This is a genomic window from Streptomyces sp. NPDC003691, from assembly GCF_053981115.1.
The window spans coordinates 74322-89403 of the sequence record NZ_JBSFNQ010000010.1 but is presented as its reverse complement, the minus strand read 5'-3'; the positions used below and the strand labels follow the sequence as shown (position 1 = coordinate 89403).

At 72.3% G+C, this 15082-nt stretch carries 16 protein-coding genes; 6 read left to right on the top strand and 10 right to left on the bottom strand.

What is annotated here, in order from left to right; genetic code table 11:
* Positions 1 to 113: 113 nt before the first annotated feature.
* The 3 genes from ACWDR0_RS07505 to ACWDR0_RS07495 all read right to left on the bottom strand — a co-directional run bounded on the left by ACWDR0_RS07505 (position 114) and on the right by ACWDR0_RS07495 (position 3120).
* Positions 114 to 707, bottom strand: coding sequence for a DUF6114 domain-containing protein (locus ACWDR0_RS07505; protein ID WP_456350705.1), 594 nt, complete (start codon positions 705 to 707; stop codon positions 114 to 116).
* 149 nt (positions 708 to 856) lie between these two features.
* Positions 857 to 1516 (bottom strand): DUF6230 family protein, encoded by a 660-nt coding sequence (locus ACWDR0_RS07500; protein ID WP_456350704.1) that lies wholly within the window; start codon positions 1514 to 1516, stop codon positions 857 to 859.
* 632 nt (positions 1517 to 2148) lie between these two features.
* A complete protein-coding gene (locus ACWDR0_RS07495) occupies positions 2149 to 3120 on the bottom strand; it encodes a tetratricopeptide repeat protein (protein WP_456350703.1) in 972 nt (323 codons plus the stop codon).
* A gap of 313 nt (positions 3121 to 3433) precedes the next feature.
* Here ACWDR0_RS07495 and ACWDR0_RS07490 point away from each other — a divergent pair, with 313 nt between their 5' ends.
* Positions 3434 to 4072, top strand: coding sequence for a TetR/AcrR family transcriptional regulator (locus ACWDR0_RS07490; protein WP_456350702.1), 639 nt, complete (start codon positions 3434 to 3436; stop codon positions 4070 to 4072).
* Between the two features lie 554 nt (positions 4073 to 4626).
* Here the strand turns inward: ACWDR0_RS07490 and ACWDR0_RS07485 are convergent.
* The 4 genes from ACWDR0_RS07485 to ACWDR0_RS07470 all read right to left on the bottom strand — a co-directional run bounded on the left by ACWDR0_RS07485 (position 4627) and on the right by ACWDR0_RS07470 (position 7885).
* The gene (locus ACWDR0_RS07485; RefSeq protein ID WP_456350701.1) at positions 4627 to 6327 is read right to left on the bottom strand and encodes an acyl-CoA mutase large subunit family protein; all 1701 of its coding nucleotides are present in this window, start codon (positions 6325 to 6327) and stop codon (positions 4627 to 4629) included.
* A gap of 108 nt (positions 6328 to 6435) precedes the next feature.
* Positions 6436 to 6762, bottom strand: coding sequence for a DUF3817 domain-containing protein (locus tag ACWDR0_RS07480; protein WP_456350700.1), 327 nt, complete (start codon positions 6760 to 6762; stop codon positions 6436 to 6438).
* Between the two features lie 97 nt (positions 6763 to 6859).
* A complete protein-coding gene (locus tag ACWDR0_RS07475) occupies positions 6860 to 7369 on the bottom strand; it encodes a MarR family winged helix-turn-helix transcriptional regulator (RefSeq protein WP_456350699.1) in 510 nt (169 codons plus the stop codon).
* A gap of 168 nt (positions 7370 to 7537) precedes the next feature.
* Positions 7538 to 7885 carry a DUF3817 domain-containing protein gene (locus tag ACWDR0_RS07470; protein WP_456350698.1) on the bottom strand — a complete coding sequence of 116 codons (348 nt, stop codon included), beginning with the start codon at positions 7883 to 7885 and terminating at the stop codon, positions 7538 to 7540.
* A gap of 164 nt (positions 7886 to 8049) precedes the next feature.
* On the opposite strand from ACWDR0_RS07470, the gene ACWDR0_RS07465 reads away from it, so the two are divergent.
* The 4 genes from ACWDR0_RS07465 (at position 8050) to ACWDR0_RS07450 (ending at position 10836) form a co-directional block, all read left to right on the top strand.
* On the top strand, positions 8050 to 8688 hold the full coding sequence (locus ACWDR0_RS07465) for an AIM24 family protein (RefSeq protein ID WP_456350697.1): 639 nt from the start codon (positions 8050 to 8052) through the stop codon (positions 8686 to 8688).
* On the top strand, positions 8688 to 9338 hold the full coding sequence (locus ACWDR0_RS07460) for an AIM24 family protein (RefSeq protein WP_456350696.1): 651 nt from the start codon (positions 8688 to 8690) through the stop codon (positions 9336 to 9338). Before ACWDR0_RS07465 ends, ACWDR0_RS07460 begins: the two co-directional genes overlap by 1 nt.
* Positions 9335 to 10123 carry an AIM24 family protein gene (locus ACWDR0_RS07455; RefSeq protein ID WP_456350695.1) on the top strand — a complete coding sequence of 263 codons (789 nt, stop codon included), beginning with the start codon at positions 9335 to 9337 and terminating at the stop codon, positions 10121 to 10123. Before ACWDR0_RS07460 ends, ACWDR0_RS07455 begins: the two co-directional genes overlap by 4 nt.
* A 236-nt stretch (positions 10124 to 10359) precedes the next feature.
* Positions 10360 to 10836 carry a MarR family winged helix-turn-helix transcriptional regulator gene (locus ACWDR0_RS07450; protein WP_456350694.1) on the top strand — a complete coding sequence of 159 codons (477 nt, stop codon included), beginning with the start codon at positions 10360 to 10362 and terminating at the stop codon, positions 10834 to 10836.
* 164 nt (positions 10837 to 11000) lie between these two features.
* Here the strand turns inward: ACWDR0_RS07450 and ACWDR0_RS07445 are convergent, their stop codons facing one another.
* Together ACWDR0_RS07445 and ACWDR0_RS07440 are read right to left on the bottom strand one after the other, a co-directional pair.
* Positions 11001 to 12419: a sensor histidine kinase gene (locus ACWDR0_RS07445; RefSeq protein ID WP_456350693.1), complete on the bottom strand. Its 1419-nt coding sequence runs from the start codon at positions 12417 to 12419 to the stop codon at positions 11001 to 11003.
* Positions 12416 to 13084 carry a response regulator transcription factor gene (locus ACWDR0_RS07440; protein WP_456350692.1) on the bottom strand — a complete coding sequence of 223 codons (669 nt, stop codon included), beginning with the start codon at positions 13082 to 13084 and terminating at the stop codon, positions 12416 to 12418. The genes ACWDR0_RS07445 and ACWDR0_RS07440 overlap by 4 nt, the downstream gene beginning before the upstream one ends.
* Before the next feature lie 134 nt (positions 13085 to 13218).
* Here ACWDR0_RS07440 and ACWDR0_RS07435 point away from each other — a divergent pair, with 134 nt between their 5' ends.
* On the top strand, positions 13219 to 13812 hold the full coding sequence (locus tag ACWDR0_RS07435) for a PepSY domain-containing protein (RefSeq protein ID WP_456350691.1): 594 nt from the start codon (positions 13219 to 13221) through the stop codon (positions 13810 to 13812).
* A 267-nt stretch (positions 13813 to 14079) separates the two neighbouring features.
* Here the strand turns inward: ACWDR0_RS07435 and meaB are convergent, their stop codons facing one another.
* A complete protein-coding gene (gene meaB, locus ACWDR0_RS07430; protein WP_456350690.1) occupies positions 14080 to 15039 on the bottom strand; it encodes a methylmalonyl Co-A mutase-associated GTPase MeaB in 960 nt (319 codons plus the stop codon).
* Positions 15040 to 15082 lie beyond the last annotated feature (43 nt).

The window sequence follows — 15082 nt, the reverse complement described above, 5'->3', positions numbered from 1 at the left end:
CTATCGCCTTTCCGGCGGGCTTCTGGAGCTTGCTCAGGAGTGATTCGCGGGGGGCCGCGTGCCGCGGGCCCCTTCCGCGGCGGGCCCCGCGTACCGGGTCCGGCGGAATGACATCACCCTGCACTGTTCCTCCCGCCGTCGGGTTCGGTGGAGACGGACCGCTGGAACACCTCGGCTTTCTCCAGGGAGACGGACGGCACCTCGGGTGGCACCGGCGGGCCTTCCGGTGCCGGAGCGGGCACCGTGGCGACGGGCGGGACGATCTCCTCGACGGGACCCCCGGGGACGGCCTCCGCCGGGACCGGTCTGCCCGGCGCCCAGGCGACGGAGAGCGCGCCGCCCATCAGCGCCAGGAGGAAGCCCATCCCGAAGCCGCCGAGATTGGCGACCGGGATGGAGATCAGGGCCAGCAGGATCGCGGCGATTCCGGCGAACACCCGCACGATGTGGTGGAACCACATCGTGAAACCCAGGGTGACCAGCAGTACGCCGATGATCAGCGCACCGGCGCCCGCCGTCGTCGACATGGACAGGGTCACGTTCCCCAGGCTCAGCGTCGCGTAGGGGAAGTAGGCGATGGGAACACCGCCGGACATGGTGAACAGCCCGGCCCAGAAAGGCCGTTGTCCCCGCCAGTCACGGAACCGCCGCCGGACGGTACGGAGGACGTGCTCGTTCTGCCCGGTGGCCATGGAGTCGGCGCTCATGGAAAACAGCTCCCTGGAACTGGTGTTGCTGAGTGGAGAATTCGGCGGGCGGCCGCGGCCGCGCCGGCGCCACCGCCCGCCCGGACGCCGGGCCGTCTCTTCCGGATCCTGCCGGGCTCACCGATCCGGCCTGATCCGAAAGAGACTCCCTAGTCCGTGAAGCACTCGATGTCCTGGCCGCTCCCCCTCTTCAGCCTCATGTCCAGACCGCCGAGCCGGAAGGTGCCGGCCGTGGTGGAGAGCGCCTTCTGGCGCACCTCGGACAGATACGCCGTATCGGCCTGCTGGGCGAAGCCGTTGGGCGTGTCCGTCTGCCGGACGGCCGGTCCCTTGCCCACGCCCGGGTCATCGGTGTGCCGGGCGGCGATACCGATGTCGATATTGCCGAACGTGGCGTCCGCCTTCAGCTCGGTGATGTCGAGGTAGAGGTTGTCGGCCAGGACCTCGGAGTCCCCGAAGCCCGCCTCCAGCCGGAAGGTGAACTTCCCCAGCAGCGGAATATCCGTCACCACCGACTGACACATGTCCTCGATGCGCGCGGACTTGAAGGTGGAGATCGCGACGGGGCGCTTGACCTTTCTGTCCCCCTCCAGCTCCACATAGCCCTCGACCACGCCGCCGTACTGCGAGAACCCCTTGCCGTCGAGAGAACCGGCGCTGACCTTGAACTCCTGGCCGGACACGGCGAAGGACGCCGCGAGCGCCCCCTGGGCCAGGCCGACACCGATCGCGGCCGTCGCGGCCACACTCGGCACCATGACTATGGCGAACCGCTTCCATCTGGTTCCGCCACGAGCCACAGACTCCATGACTGTTCCTCCTTCTCGGACGTACCACCCCCGGCTCGGACGCCGAACGCCTGTCCGGAGATGGGAGAAGTGCTACGTCCTCGGAAAAGAGAGCGCCCGCGCCGCCGTACGCACAACGCGTCCGAGCCACCGGCGATCACCCCCGAGCGACAACCACGGCCGCACCCGACGGATCGGGCACGGCCTCGGGTCGGACAGGCCCCGCCGCAGGGCGGGAACCCCCCTGTCCGCGTCCGGCGTGTCGCCGGCCGGCCCGGTGGGGACCCAGGGACCGCGGACACGGAGCCAACCGGGCCGGTGCGGTAGTGGACCGAGCGTGGCCGATCGTGGTGCATTCCACGCCCCGGCACAAGGGGGGTCATTACCAGCCAGTAATGACCTGATGGCAGCTTCGTCGCACGGGTGTGCGACACGGCCACACAGGGTGCGGCGGCCGACTCCACCAGAAAGGGCGAAAGCCGGAGAAAAGGGGGCGAGGCACCATGGTCGACTTACCGCGAGTAACAGGCTTATCTTTACCAAGATTTAGTAAAGACACCCCGGTCATTTGTCACCTTGCTGCCAAAACGGCGATGGTGCGGATCCCCGCACCACCGCCTCCGGCACTATCCCCCAAGGACTATGACGATCCGTCAGTAGAGCGCCCGCGCCAGCGCCGAACGGGCCGCCACGACCCGGGGGTCGTCCGCGCCGACGACCTCGAACAGCTTCAGCAGCCGGAGCCGGACCGTGTCCCGGTCGTCGCCGCGGGTCCGCCGGACGGTCTCGACCAGCCGGCCGAAGGCGTCCTCGACATGGCCGCCGACCAGATCCAGATCGGCCGCCGTGATCTGGGCCTCGACATCCTCGGGCCGGGCCGCGGCATCCTCGCGCACCTGCTGCGGGTTCAGCCCCTTGACCCGGTCCAGCAGCTCCGCCTGGGCCAGGCCGAGCTGGGCCTCCGTATTGCCGGGGTCCTCCGAGAGCACATTGCGGTACGCCTGGACCGCACCCCCGAAGTCACCCGCGTCCAGCGCGTCGACCGCGGCCGACAGCAGGGCGTCGTACGGGCCGGGGGGCGCCTCCTGCGGCTCCTCGGGGGCGTCCTGCGCCTCCTGGTCCACGGCGATCCCGGTCAGCCCGAAGCGCTGCTCGGCGACCTCGATCAGCTGGTCCAGTGTGGCCCGGATCTGCTGCTCCGGGGCGGCGCCCTGGAAGAGCGGCAGGGCCTGGCCCGCGACGACGGCGAAGACCGCCGGAATGCCCTGGATGCCGAACTGCTGCATCAGCAGCTGGTTGGCGTCGACATCGATCTTGGCGAGAACGAAACGGCCGTTGTACTCCTGGGCCAGCCGCTCCAGCAGCGGACCGAGCTGCTTGCAGGGCTGGCACCACTCGGCCCAGAAGTCGAGGACGACCGGGACCTCGGCGGACCGCTGGAGTACTTCGCTCTCGAAGTCCGCCTCGTTGACGTCGATCACCAGACGGGAGGGGGCGACGGCCGCGCCGCCGCCCTGGCGTGCGGCCTCGGCACGGGCCTGCTCCGCCTTGGCCTTGGCCTCACCGGCCGCCTTTACCGCGGCGAGGTCGACGACACCGCTCATGGACATGTTCCTGGGCTGCATGGGTACATCCTCCCCCTTCCGCGCGCGCAAGTGAAAAGCACGGTGTGAAAAGCGGCCGCGGCCCGCCGGGAAGGAACCCCCGGCGCCCTCTGTGCACGGGCGGGTCCGCGGTCGTACGGTCGGAACTGCTGGCGCCGGGTCCCCACCAGGCGCCGGTGGCTGTCGCGCGGGAGGCGGCGGAGGACCGGCCGGACCGGTGATCACCGCTTTCGCTACGGGTCGTAGCGTAACTGCGGGCCCGCGGACCGCTGTGAGATTCCTCCCGTGAACTGGCTCACACCGAACCCTCTACCCGCGGGTATGGTCAACCGTCATGCAGAGCCGTACGGGACGTCCCCGGACCGCGGGGACCGATACCGCGATCCTCGACGCGACCCGGGCCGCCTTGGTGGACCTGGGCTGGTCCAAGCTCACGATGGGCGAGGTGGCCGCCCGGGCGGGGATCGCCAAGACCACGCTCTACCGCCGCTGGGCGAACAAGAACGACCTCGTCGTCGACGCGGTCGCCGTCCTCTTCGACGAACTGCGGCTGCCGGACCGCGGCAGTCTGGCGGCCGACATCGAGGACGTGGTGCTCCAGTTCGCGACCCTGCTGGACCGGCCGGAGGCCCGTACCGCCCTGATGGCGGTGGTCGCGGAGGGCACCCGTGACGAGGCGCTGCGCCGCCGGATCCGCTCGGCGATCGTCGACCGGCAGAAGCGGCTGGTCGTCCTGGGCCGGGCCCGGGCGCAGGCCCGCGGGGAGCTGCCGCACGAGACACCGGCGCCGGGGGCGGGGGCCGCCGTACCGCGGGACGGCGCGGCGGCCTCGGCCGAGGCCGATCTGATCTTCGACGTGGTCGCGGGCGCGGTGGTCCACCGCACCCTGGTCAGCGCCGCCCCGGTCGACGTCGCCTGGGCCCGCGCCTTCACCACCCTGCTGCTGCGCGGCCTGACGTCCCCGCGCCGCTGACCGCCTCCGGCGGAGGGTGGCACGGGGTACGGCCCCGGGGTCCCGCTCCCCGCAGCAGGCGGCACCCCCGGCCGGGCGGGCCCCTGAGGGTCGGCCGACCGGGCACGCCCCGGTGCCCGGGGTTCAGGGGCGGCGGCTCCGCACCGGCACCTTCCCGAGGCGGCGGGGGTTCCTTCGTACCTCCGGCACGGGCGGGCTCCGGAGGGTCCACCCGGGCGGACCATGGCCCGGGCACCCCGGGTTCACCCGGCGGCAACCCCGCACCGGCCTCCTCCGGAGGCGGCGGACCGGAACCCGTGTGTACCCCCGGCACGGGCCGCGGGGCCGGACGGCCCCGGCAGCGCGGGCTCTTCGCCGTGGCGGGCCCGGCCCCGGCGCGACCGGCGCGCGACCGGGGCCGCGCCCCGCAGCAGGCGGCACCCCCGGGCGCGCCCGCTCCGGCGGTGCCGCGCGGCCCCCGGGAGGGTCCGCAGTCCGGGCCGGAGAGCGGCCCGCGCGACCCGGGGTGCGGGCAGCTGCCCGGGCTGATCCGCTTCCGGGCCGGAGGCCGCCCGTCAGAAGCCCGGGGGTTCCGTGTAGGTGCCCCACTCGTCGCGCAGCGTCCCGCAGATCTCGCCCAGGGTCGCCTCCGCCCGTACCGCGTCCAGCATCGGGGCGATCATGTTGGAGCCGTCGCGGGCCGCGTCCAGCATCGCGGCGAGCGCCGTCCGCACCCGGGCGTCGTCCCGGCCGGTCCGCCGGTCGGCCAGGGTCCGTACCTGCTCCCGCTCCACCTCATGGCTGACCCGCAGGATCTCCAGGTCCCCGGTGACCGAGCCGTGGTGCACATTGACGCCGACGACCCGCTTCTCGCCCTTCTCCAGCGCCTGCTGGTAGCGGAAGGCGGACTCGGCGATCTCGCCGGTGAACCAGCCGTCCTCGATACCGCGGAGGATTCCGGAGGTCATCGGGCCGATCGGATGCCGTCCGTCCGGGTGGGCCCGGCGGCCCCGCTCCCTGATCCGCTCGAAGATCTTCTCGGCGTCCGCCTCGATGCGGTCGGTGAGCTGCTCCACGTACCAGGAGCCGCCGAGCGGGTCGGCGACGTTCGCCACCCCGGTCTCCTCCATCAGCACCTGCTGGGTGCGCAGGGCGATCTCCGCGGCCTGCGCGCTGGGCAGGGCCAGGGTCTCGTCGAGGGCGTTGGTGTGCAGGGACTGGGTGCCGCCGAGGACCGCCGAGAGCGCCTCGACCGCGGTCCGTACGACATTGTTGTACGGCTGCTGCGCGGTCAGCGAGACACCCGCGGTCTGGGTGTGGAAGCGCAGCCACTGCGCCTTGTCGCTGCGGGCCCCGTAGACGTCCCGCAGCCAGCGCGCCCAGATCCGCCGGGCCGCCCGGAATTTGGCGATCTCCTCGAAGAAGTCCAGGTGGGCGTCGAAGAAGAAGGAGAGCCCGGGGGCGAAGACATCGACGTCGAGCCCCCGGCTGAGCCCCAGCTCCACATAGCCGAAGCCGTCGGCGAGGGTGTACGCCAGCTCCTGCGCGGCCGTCGCCCCGGCCTCGCGGATGTGGTAGCCGGAGACCGAGAGCGGCTTGTAGGCGGGGATGCCCGCGGCGCAGTGCTCCATCAGGTCGCCGATGAGCCGCAGATGCGGCTCGGGCTGGAAGAGCCACTCCTTCTGGGCGATGTACTCCTTGAAGATGTCGGTCTGGAGGGTGCCGTTCAGCACCGCGGGGTCGACGCCCTGGCGCTCGGCGGCGACCAGGTACATGCAGAAGACGGGGACCGCGGGTCCGCTGATCGTCATCGACGTGGTCACCTCGCCGAGCGGGATGTCCTGGAAGAGGACCTCCATATCGGCGGCCGAGTCGATGGCGACGCCGCAGTGGCCGACCTCGCCGAGGGAGCGCGGATCGTCGGAGTCCCGGCCCATCAGGGTGGGCATGTCGAACGCGACGGAGAGCCCGCCGCCGCCCGCTGCCAGGATCATCTTGTAGCGCTCGTTCGTCTGCTCGGCGTTGCCGAAGCCGGCGAACTGGCGGATGGTCCAGGTGCGGCCGCGGTAGCCGGTCGCGTGGAGCCCCCGGGTGAACGGGTACTCACCGGGCCAGCCGATCCGCTCGAAGCCCTCGTAGGCGTCGCCGGGCCGGGGCCCGTAGACCGGCTCGACCGGGTCCCCGGAGAGCGTGGTGAAGTCCGCGTCCCGCTTGCGGGCCCCGTCGTAGCGGGCCTGCCACCGCCGGCGGCCCTCGTCAATGCCGTGAGCGTCCATGCTCATCAATTTACTAGGACGTCCTAGTAAATGTCGATGAACCTGCGCCACGCGTGTGACACGCGCGGCGCCCGGCTGCGGGGACCGGTGCCCGGACCGGCCGCGGTGCTACGCCTGGACCGGCTGCGGCGCCGAGGCGTCGATCAGCGCCTGGGCCTCCCGGCTGATCTTCGGCTCGACGAAGAAGGAGGCCACCGGGATACAGCCCGCGGCCAGCACCCACAGCAGCTTGCCGAAGGGCCACTTCGCCTTGGAGCCCAGATCGAAGGCGAAGATCACGTACACGATGAACAGAACGCCGTGGATCTGCGAGATCACCATGGTGTCGCCGGTGCTGAAGCCGTACTTCAGCACGATGGCGCCGGTGAACACCAGCAGCCAGACGGCGGTGATGTACGCCATCACCCGGTAGCGGGTCAGCACGGTTTGTTTCATGCCGCCGAGCCTATCCGGGCGCGGTTACCACCCTGCGGGCGGGGTGTCCAGCCCCCGTCGGCCCGGGCCCCGCGGGTACGGCCCGCCCCGGCGCCCGTCAGACCTCGTCGAAGTCCTTCGCCGCCACCCGCAGCGGCCGCAGCATCGCGAAGATCTCGGCGCACTCCTCGGTGTCGTACGCGCCGAGCCCGAAGTCCATCTCCATCAGGTCCCGGGTGGCCGCCTCGACGACCTCCCGCCCCTTCTCCGTAATGGAGGCGAGGGTGCCGCGCCCGTCGTTCGGATTGGGCCGCTTGGCCACCAGACCCGACCTGACCAGCCGGTCCACGGTATTGGTGACCGAGGTGGGGTGGACCATCAGCCGCTCGCCGATCTTGGACATCGGCAGCTCACCCGCTTTGGAGAAGGTGAGCAGCACCAGCGCCTCGTAGCGGGCGAAGGTGAGGCCGTACGGCTTGACGACGGCATCGACCTCGGCGAGCAGGATCTGCTGCGCCCGCATGATCGAGGTGATCGCCGCCATCGAGGGCACCGGCCCCCAGCGCTGCCGCCACAGCTCGTCGGCGCGGGCAATGGGATCGAAGGAGAGACTGAGCGGCTTGGACACGGCCCCGACCCTACCGACTGGTCACGGCCCCGTCCGCCCCGTCTCGCCCCTCGAACGGACGGCCGTCCGGGCGGCGTCCCCGGACACGGCGACGGGCCGCCCGCCGCGTCGTGGACGCGGTGGACGGCCCGGCCGGGAAAACCCGTCGTGGACGGTTCAGCGGAAGGTTCAGACGGTGTCGGCCACGCCCTCGCGGCGGGCCCGGGAGGCGATCACCGCGTCCTCCGCGGACCGCTTCAGCTTCCGCTCCGCGACGAAGCCGCCGAGCGGCACCACGGCCAGTACGAAGTAGAGCGCGGCGGTCTTGAACTCCCAGCGGGTCCGGTTCCAGGCGTCGGCCCAGAACAGGACGTAGATGATGAACAGAATGCCGTGGATCATGCCGAGCGCCGGCACCGCGTTGAAGTCCGTGGTGCGCTTCAGCACCGACGCGATGATCAGCAGAACGAAGGAGGCGCCCTCCGGGGCCGAGATCAGCCGGAGGCGGTGAAGGGCGGAGGCGGTCTTGATGTCCACGGCGGGTGCACCTTTGCGGGGAGACGATCTTGTGAACGCGCTCACAAGCGCAGCCCCATTCTGACAGCCGCCTTTGCCAAGCCTTTGTCCGGGGTGGTGCCCGGCGGCCCCGGATCGTTCCCACGGGCCTGTTCCCGCCCGTCGGCGCCGGTTACCGTCGCCTGGTGGCAACCTTCCGGCTCCAGGGGAGCAAAGTGCTCGCGGTCGATCTGGCCGGCGACGCCGTCAAAGTGAAGAACGGGTCGATGGTCGCGTACGACGGCCGGATGGCCTTCAAAAAGCTGTCCGGGGGCGGTGAGGGCATCCGCGGCATGGTGACCCGGCGCCTCACCGGCGAACAGATGGTGCTGATGGAGGTGAAGGGCGAGGGCACCTGCTTCTTCGCCGACCGGGCCTCCGAGATCAGCCTGGTCTCCCTGAACGGGGAGAAGCTGTACGTCGAGTCGAGCAACCTCCTCGCCGCGGACGGCGGGCTGCGCACCGGCACCAGTTTCACCGGGCTGCGCGGCGGCGCGAGCGGCAACGGGCTCTTCACCACCACGCTCGAAGGCACCGGCCGGGCCGCGATCATGTCGGACGGCCAGGCCGTGGTCCTCCGGGTCACCCCGCAGTACCCCCTCGCCGTCGACCCCGGCGCCTATGTGGCCCACCAGGGCGAGCTGCGCCAGAACTTCCAGTCCGGGGTCACCTTCCGCACCCTGGTCGGCGAGGGCGGCGGCGAGGCGTTCCAGATCCGCTTCGAGGGCGACGGGCTGGTCTATGTCCAGCCCAGCGAGCGGAACACGATAGGGGGCGATGTCTAGTGGCTTTCCGGGAGATCAACTCCAAGATGGTGGAGGCCGCCGTCGTACCCGGGCAGCGCCTCTACAGCCAGCGCGGCGCCATGATCGCCTACCGGGGCGAGGTGAGCTTCACCCCGAGCACGACCGGCGGCAGCGGCGGGATCGGCGGCATGATCGGCCGCCGGGTGGCCGGCGAGGCCACCCCGCTCATGAAGGTCGAGGGCAGCGGCACCGTGATGTTCGGGCACGGCGGCCACCACATCCAGGTGGTGGAGCTGACCGGGGACACCCTCTATGTGGAGGCGGACCGGCTGCTCGCCTTCGACGGCACCCTGGAGCAGGGCACGGTGTTCCTCGGCGCCCAGGGCGGCGTGATGGGCATGGTCCGCGGCCAGGTCACCGGCCAGGGGCTGTTCACCACCACCCTGCGCGGCCACGGCTCGGTCGCCGTGATGGCCCACGGCGGTGTGGTCGAGCTGCCGATCGTCCCGGGGCGTCCGGTCCATGTCGACCCGCAGGCGTACGTGGCCCACCACGGCGATGTACAGAACAAGCTCTCCACCGCGCTGGGCTGGCGCGACATGGTGGGGCGCGGTTCGGGCGAGGCGTTCCAGCTGGAGCTGAGCGGCCGGGGCGCGGTGCTCGTCCAGGCATCGGAGGAGAAACTGTGACCGGATCCGGCGGCCGCCCCGTGGTGCACGACCCCACGACCCTCCCGGGCGACGACAACGTGAACCCGTACACCTTCTGCGTGGAGCTCAAGGGGAGCCAGTGGTTCCTGCAGAAGGGGAAGATGATCGCCTACTACGGGCGGATCGAGTTCAACGGCATCGGGCACGGGCGGCTCGACCGCCTGCTGCGGACCTCCTTCCACTCGCCGCTGCACGCGGCGGACTGGGTGGTGGCGGAGGGCAGCGGCAAGATGCTGCTGGCGGACCGGGCCTTCGATGTGAACTCCTTCGACCTCGACGACGGCAATCTGACCATCCGGGCCGGGAATCTGCTGGCGTACCAGCCGACGCTGGCGCTGAAGCAGTCGATCGTGCCGGGCTTCCTCACCCTGATCGGTACGGGGAAGTTCGTGGCGGCCTCCAACGGCCCGGTGGTCTTCATGGAGCCGCCGCTGCGGGTGGATCCCCAGGCGCTGGTGGGCTGGGCGGACTGCCCGTCGCCGTGCCACCACTACGACCACGGCTATATGACCGGGGTGATGGGCGGGCTGCGCGCGCTGACCGGGATCGGCGGGACCTCGGGCGAGGAGCACCAGTTCGAGTTCGCGGGCGCCGGGACGGTGCTGCTCCAGTCGACGGAGGTGCTGCTGCCGGAGGCCGCGACGGGGGCGCCTCCGGCGCAGGCGGGAGTGCCGGGCGGGCCCGGCGGGGGCCAGGGGCAGCACGGTCAGACCCCGCGGCTGCCCGGCCAGCTGGGTGATCTCCAGCGGCGTTTCGGCCTGTGACCGCGGCCGGGGCCGGCCGGACGGCTCCGGCCGGCGCTTGCGGAGCGGACCCGCCGCGCCCCTCGGGCGCTGCGTACACTGCGCAGTCACACGGATGGTCACAGGTGGTCGCGGAACGGCCGGGGACGTACGGGAAGCCGTTGACGGTACGTACCGCGGGCCGCACCCTGCGGGCCGCGTCGACGCGCACTCCCCAAAATAGTCCGCCTTTCAACTTTTTTAGGTAGAATCCATATATGGAGACCGAGACGGCCACCCGCTGGCTCACCGAGGACGAGCAGCTCACCTGGCGTACACACCTCGACGTCAGCCGGCTGCTGATGCACCAGTTGGAGAAGGACCTCCAGCCGTTCGGCCTGACGAACAACGACTACGAGATCCTGGTCAACCTCTCCGAATCGCCCGAGCACCGGATGCGGATGAGCGATCTGGCCGCGGCCACGCTCCAGTCCAAGAGCCGGCTCTCCCACCAGATCACCCGGATGGAGACCGCGGGACTGGTCCGCCGGGAGAACTGCGAGTCGGACCGGCGCGGTCTGTACGCGGTGCTCACCGACGCCGGTACGGAGACCATGCGCCAGGTAGCGCCGCACCATGTGGCGTCCGTCCGCCGGCATTTCATCGATCTGATGAGCCCGGAGGCGCTGGCCGATCTGCGGGAGTCCCTGACGCCGGTGGCCGAGCATCTGCGCGGCAGGCGCGGCAAGCTCTGATCCGCACCGGACGGCCGCCGCCCGGCCGTCCGGTGCGGGGGCCGTCCGGGCGCCCGCGGTCCCGTGACCGCGGGCCGGACCTGGCGGGCCCGGCCCGCGGTCACCGGCCACCGGCACCCGGACCGGCGCGGCTCGAACCCTGGGCGGCTCGGACCGCGGGCGGCTCAGGCCGCGGGCAGCCGCAGGACGAAGAGCGCGCCGCCCGTCGGCGACTCCCCCACCGTCAGCGTGCCGCCGTGCCGGACCGCCACATCCCGGGCGATGGCCAGACCCAGCCCGGCACCGCCCTCGTCGCGGGTGCGGGCGTCGTCGAGCCGGACGAACCGCTCGAAGATCCGCTCCCGCTCGGCCACCGGGACCCCGGCCCCGTCGTCGCCGACCGCGAGTACCGCGTCGGCACCCTCCCGCCGTACGGACAGGGTCACCGCGCCCGCCGCGTGCCGCTCCGCGTTGTCCAGCAGATTGCCCAGCACCCGGGCGAGCTGACCGGCCGAGCCGAGTACCTCCACCCCGTCCGCGGCGGCCGCCTCGACGGGCACCCGGTCCCGGCCGGCCCGCTGCGAGAGCTGCTCGCGCGCCAGCGCCGCCAGGTCCACCCGGGCCCGCCCCGGCTTCTCGCCCGCGTCCAGCCGGGCCAGCAGCAGCAGATCGGCCGCGAGCTGCTGGAGCCGTACGGTGTCGGCCACCGCGCCCGGCACGTCCAGCAGCTCGGGGTGGGCCTCACCCACTTCGAGCTGGGTCCGCAGCGAGGCGATCGGGCTGCGCAGCTCGTGGGAGGCGTCCGCGACGAACCGCCGCTGCCGCTCCACCGAGGTCTCCAGCGCCGCCAGGGTCTCGTTGGTGGTCCGGGCCAGCCGGGCCACCTCGTCCCGGGTGGCGGGCTCCGGCACCCGCCGGGACAGGTCCTCGGAGGCGGTGATCGCCGCCATTTCGGCCCGGATGCCCTCGACCGGCCGCAGCGCCCGCCGGGTGACCAGCCAGGTCACCGAGCCGACGACCAGCAGCAGCACCGGCAGCCCGGCGAGCATCGCCTCGCGTACGGACTCCACGGCGTGCTCCTCCACGGCGAGCGGGGCGCCCGCGTAGACGGTCACGGTCCGGCCGCCGCCGGTGGTCGCCTCCACCGCGGCGAAGCGGTACGCGGCCGTCTCACCGTCGACGGTCGCCTCGCCCCGGCTGAACCGCGGCTCCTTGCCGGACACCTCGCCGCGCTCCGGGTCGTCGTCGTTCGGATCGTCGTCGCCCGGGTCCCGGTCGTCGCCGGAGGGGGCGGGCTCGGGCCGCACCTCCGAACTGCCGGTGCCGGAGATCCGCTCCAGGTCCTTGCTGACCGCGACGGTCCGCCCGTCCTCGTCGACGACCTGGACCGGCCGGTCCTCCGGCGAGGTGACCTCGACCGGCCCGTTCCCGGACTCCCGCGCCACCTCGGCGGCCACCTCGCGGGCGGTGACCTCGGCCTGGAGCTCGGCCTGGTCGGTCAGGTACGACCGCAGCACCAGCAGCACCGAGAAGCCGGCCACCACCAGGGCGACGGCGACCACGGCGGTGGCGCCCAGCGCGGCCTTGGCCCGTACGGATCTCATCGCCCGGCCACCAGCCGGTAGCCCGCGCCGCGCACGGTCTGGATGTACTCGGCGCCCAGCTTGCGGCGGAGCGCGCTGATGTAGACCTCGATGATGTTGGGGTCGCCGTCGTAGGCGAAGTCCCAGACGTGCTCCAGGATCTGCGCCTTGCTGACCACCTCGCCCGCGCGGACCGCGAGCTGTTCGAGGACGGCGAACTCCTTCGCCGTGAGGGTGATCTCCTGATCCGCCCGGAAGACCCGGCGGGCCGCGGTCTCCACCCGAAGATCGCCGACGGTGAGCCGGGGGGACGCCCCGCCGCCGCGGCCCCGGCGGCGCAGCAGCGCCTTGATGCGGGCGACCAGCACCACGTACGAGAACGGCTTGGTCAGATAGTCGTCGGCACCGGTGTCCAGCCCCTCGGCCTCGTCGTACTCGCCGTCCTTCGCGGTCAGCATCAGGATCGGTACGTCGTCACCGGCGGCCCGCAGGGCGCCGCAGACCCGGTAGCCGTTCATCCCGGGCAGCATGATGTCGAGGATCAGCAGGTCGTAGCTGCCCTCGGAGGCCCGGTGGAGCCCTTCCAGGCCGTCGTGGACCACATCCACGGCATAGCCCTCGGCGGTCAGTCCCCGGGCGAGGGAGAGCGCGAGGCGCTTCTCGTCCTCCACGATCAGCAAACGCATGGCCTCAGGGTCGCAAACCGCACCTGAAGAAGGCTTCAGGTGGCTTCAGGGAGCGTTCAGGGTCACCCGGCCAGATTGGTGGTCGTCCGGTTCACCACCCGGCTCCAGCACCCAGAAACGACGGGAAGTCACCCATGAAGCGCAAGATCGTCATCGCCACCGCCGTCGCCGCCCTGATGGCCGGCGGCACCCTGACCGCGTTCGCCGCGACCGGCTCCGACTCCGGCGACCGCACCCCGCCGGCCGCGAAGGTCTCGCTGGCCGAGGCGACCGACGCCGCGCTGGCGAAGGTGCCGGGCACGGTGGAGTCGGCCGACCGCGACGACGACGGCAAGGGCGACTGGGAGATCGAGATCCGTACCGCGGAGGGCACGGAGCGCGAGGTCCGGGTGGACGCGCAGGACGGCTCGGTCCGCATCGAGTCCGGCGACGACCGCGACGACGACCGCGACGAGCAGGACGACGACCGGCACGACGGCGACGGCGACGACCGGGACGGCGAAGACGGCCGTGACCACGACCGCGACGACGCCGCGGCGGCCGCCGCCGCGAAGACCACCTCCGCCCAGGCCCAGGCGGCCGCCCTGAAGCTCCACCCCGGCACCGTCACGGAGGTCGAGTTCGACGACGCCCGCTGGCAGATCGACATCAAGGGCAAGGACGGCAAGGCGTACGAGGTCGACGTCGACGCCGCCACGGCGAAGGCGACCACCGACCGCGACAACTGACCCGGCACACCAGGAGCGGGGCCGGCGGGGAAACCTCCCCCGGCCCCGCCCGGCTGCCCGGCCGGGCGCCGGACCGGATCAGGCCCCCGCTCCGCCGCCGGGGCACAGGGGGTCACCCCGGAAGCCGGACGACACGGCGGGGCGGCCTGCCCGGGCCCGGGGACTCGCCCGTATGCGTACGAGGAAAACCGCCCCGGCCCCGCCCGGCTGCCCGCGGAGCCCGGCCCCGGGGCAGCGCAACCCGCCCCGCCCCCGGCCCCCGCGGGCTCAGCGGTCGTTCGTCAGGCTTGCGCGCAGTTCGTCCGCCGCCGCGTACACATCCAGTTCGCCCGCCACCACCCGGGCCGCCAGCGTGCCCACCAGACGGTCGCCGTGGACATCGGCGATGCGCTCGCGCAGGGCCGTGACCGCGATGGTCTCGACCTCGCCCGCCGCGCGGCGCAGGCGGCGCTCCGCGAGCACTCCGTGCTCCTCGGACCAGGCGCGGTGCTTCTCCAGGGCCTCGACGACCTCGTCGATGCCCTCGCCCCGGGCGGCCACCGTCCGCACGATCGGCGGGCGCCAGTCGCCGGGGGCCCTGGCCTCGCCCAGGCCGAGCATATGGTTCAGCTCCCGGGCGGTGGCGTCGGCGCCGTCCCGGTCGGCCTTGTTGACCACGTAGACGTCGCCGATCTCCAGGATCCCCGCCTTCGCGGCCTGGATCCCGTCGCCCATCCCGGGCGCGAGGAGGACCACCGAGGTGTCGGCCTGGGCGGCGATCTCGACCTCGGACTGGCCGACCCCGACCGTCTCCACCAGGATCACGTCGCAGCCGGCCGCGTCGAGGACGCGGACCGCCTGCGGGGCCGCCCAGGCGAGGCCGCCGAGATGGCCGCGGGTGGCCATGGAGCGGATGTAGACACCGGGGTCGGAGGCATGCTCCGACATCCGCACCCGGTCGCCGAGGAGCGCGCCGCCGGAGAACGGCGACGAGGGGTCGACGGCCAGTACCCCGACCCGCCGGCCCGCCCGGCGATAGGCGCCGACCAGCGCCGATGTCGTAGTGGACTTGCCGACACCGGGCGAGCCGGTCAGCCCGACCACATAGGCCCCGCCGGTCAGCGGTGCCAGGGCCGCCATCACTTCCCGCAACTGCGGCGAGGCCCCCTCCACCAGGGAGATCAGCCGCGCCACGGCGCGCGGCTGCCCCGCGCGCGCCCGGGCGACCAGTTCGGGGACGTCCACCATGCCTCTGCTCCTCACCGCGCTCGCAACCCGTTCCGCTTCCGCC

Excerpts from the sequence above, each read along its gene's own strand:
- ACWDR0_RS07450 (WP_456350694.1), top strand. The coding sequence starts at position 10,360 with ATGGAGACCGAGACGGCCACCCGCTGGCTCACCGAGGACGAGCAGCTC.
- ACWDR0_RS07505 (WP_456350705.1), bottom strand. The coding sequence starts at position 707 with ATGAGCGCCGACTCCATGGCCACCGGGCAGAACGAGCACGTCCTCCGT.
- meaB (WP_456350690.1), bottom strand. The coding sequence starts at position 15,039 with ATGGTGGACGTCCCCGAACTGGTCGCCCGGGCGCGCGCGGGGCAGCCG.
- ACWDR0_RS07445 (WP_456350693.1), bottom strand. The coding sequence starts at position 12,419 with ATGAGATCCGTACGGGCCAAGGCCGCGCTGGGCGCCACCGCCGTGGTC.
- ACWDR0_RS07485 (WP_456350701.1), bottom strand. The coding sequence starts at position 6,327 with ATGGACGCTCACGGCATTGACGAGGGCCGCCGGCGGTGGCAGGCCCGC.
- ACWDR0_RS07435 (WP_456350691.1), top strand. The coding sequence starts at position 13,219 with ATGAAGCGCAAGATCGTCATCGCCACCGCCGTCGCCGCCCTGATGGCC.
- ACWDR0_RS07440 (WP_456350692.1), bottom strand. The coding sequence starts at position 13,084 with ATGCGTTTGCTGATCGTGGAGGACGAGAAGCGCCTCGCGCTCTCCCTC.
- ACWDR0_RS07490 (WP_456350702.1), top strand. The coding sequence starts at position 3,434 with ATGCAGAGCCGTACGGGACGTCCCCGGACCGCGGGGACCGATACCGCG.
- ACWDR0_RS07480 (WP_456350700.1), bottom strand. The coding sequence starts at position 6,762 with ATGAAACAAACCGTGCTGACCCGCTACCGGGTGATGGCGTACATCACC.
- ACWDR0_RS07495 (WP_456350703.1), bottom strand. The coding sequence starts at position 3,120 with ATGCAGCCCAGGAACATGTCCATGAGCGGTGTCGTCGACCTCGCCGCG.
- ACWDR0_RS07500 (WP_456350704.1), bottom strand. The coding sequence starts at position 1,516 with ATGGAGTCTGTGGCTCGTGGCGGAACCAGATGGAAGCGGTTCGCCATA.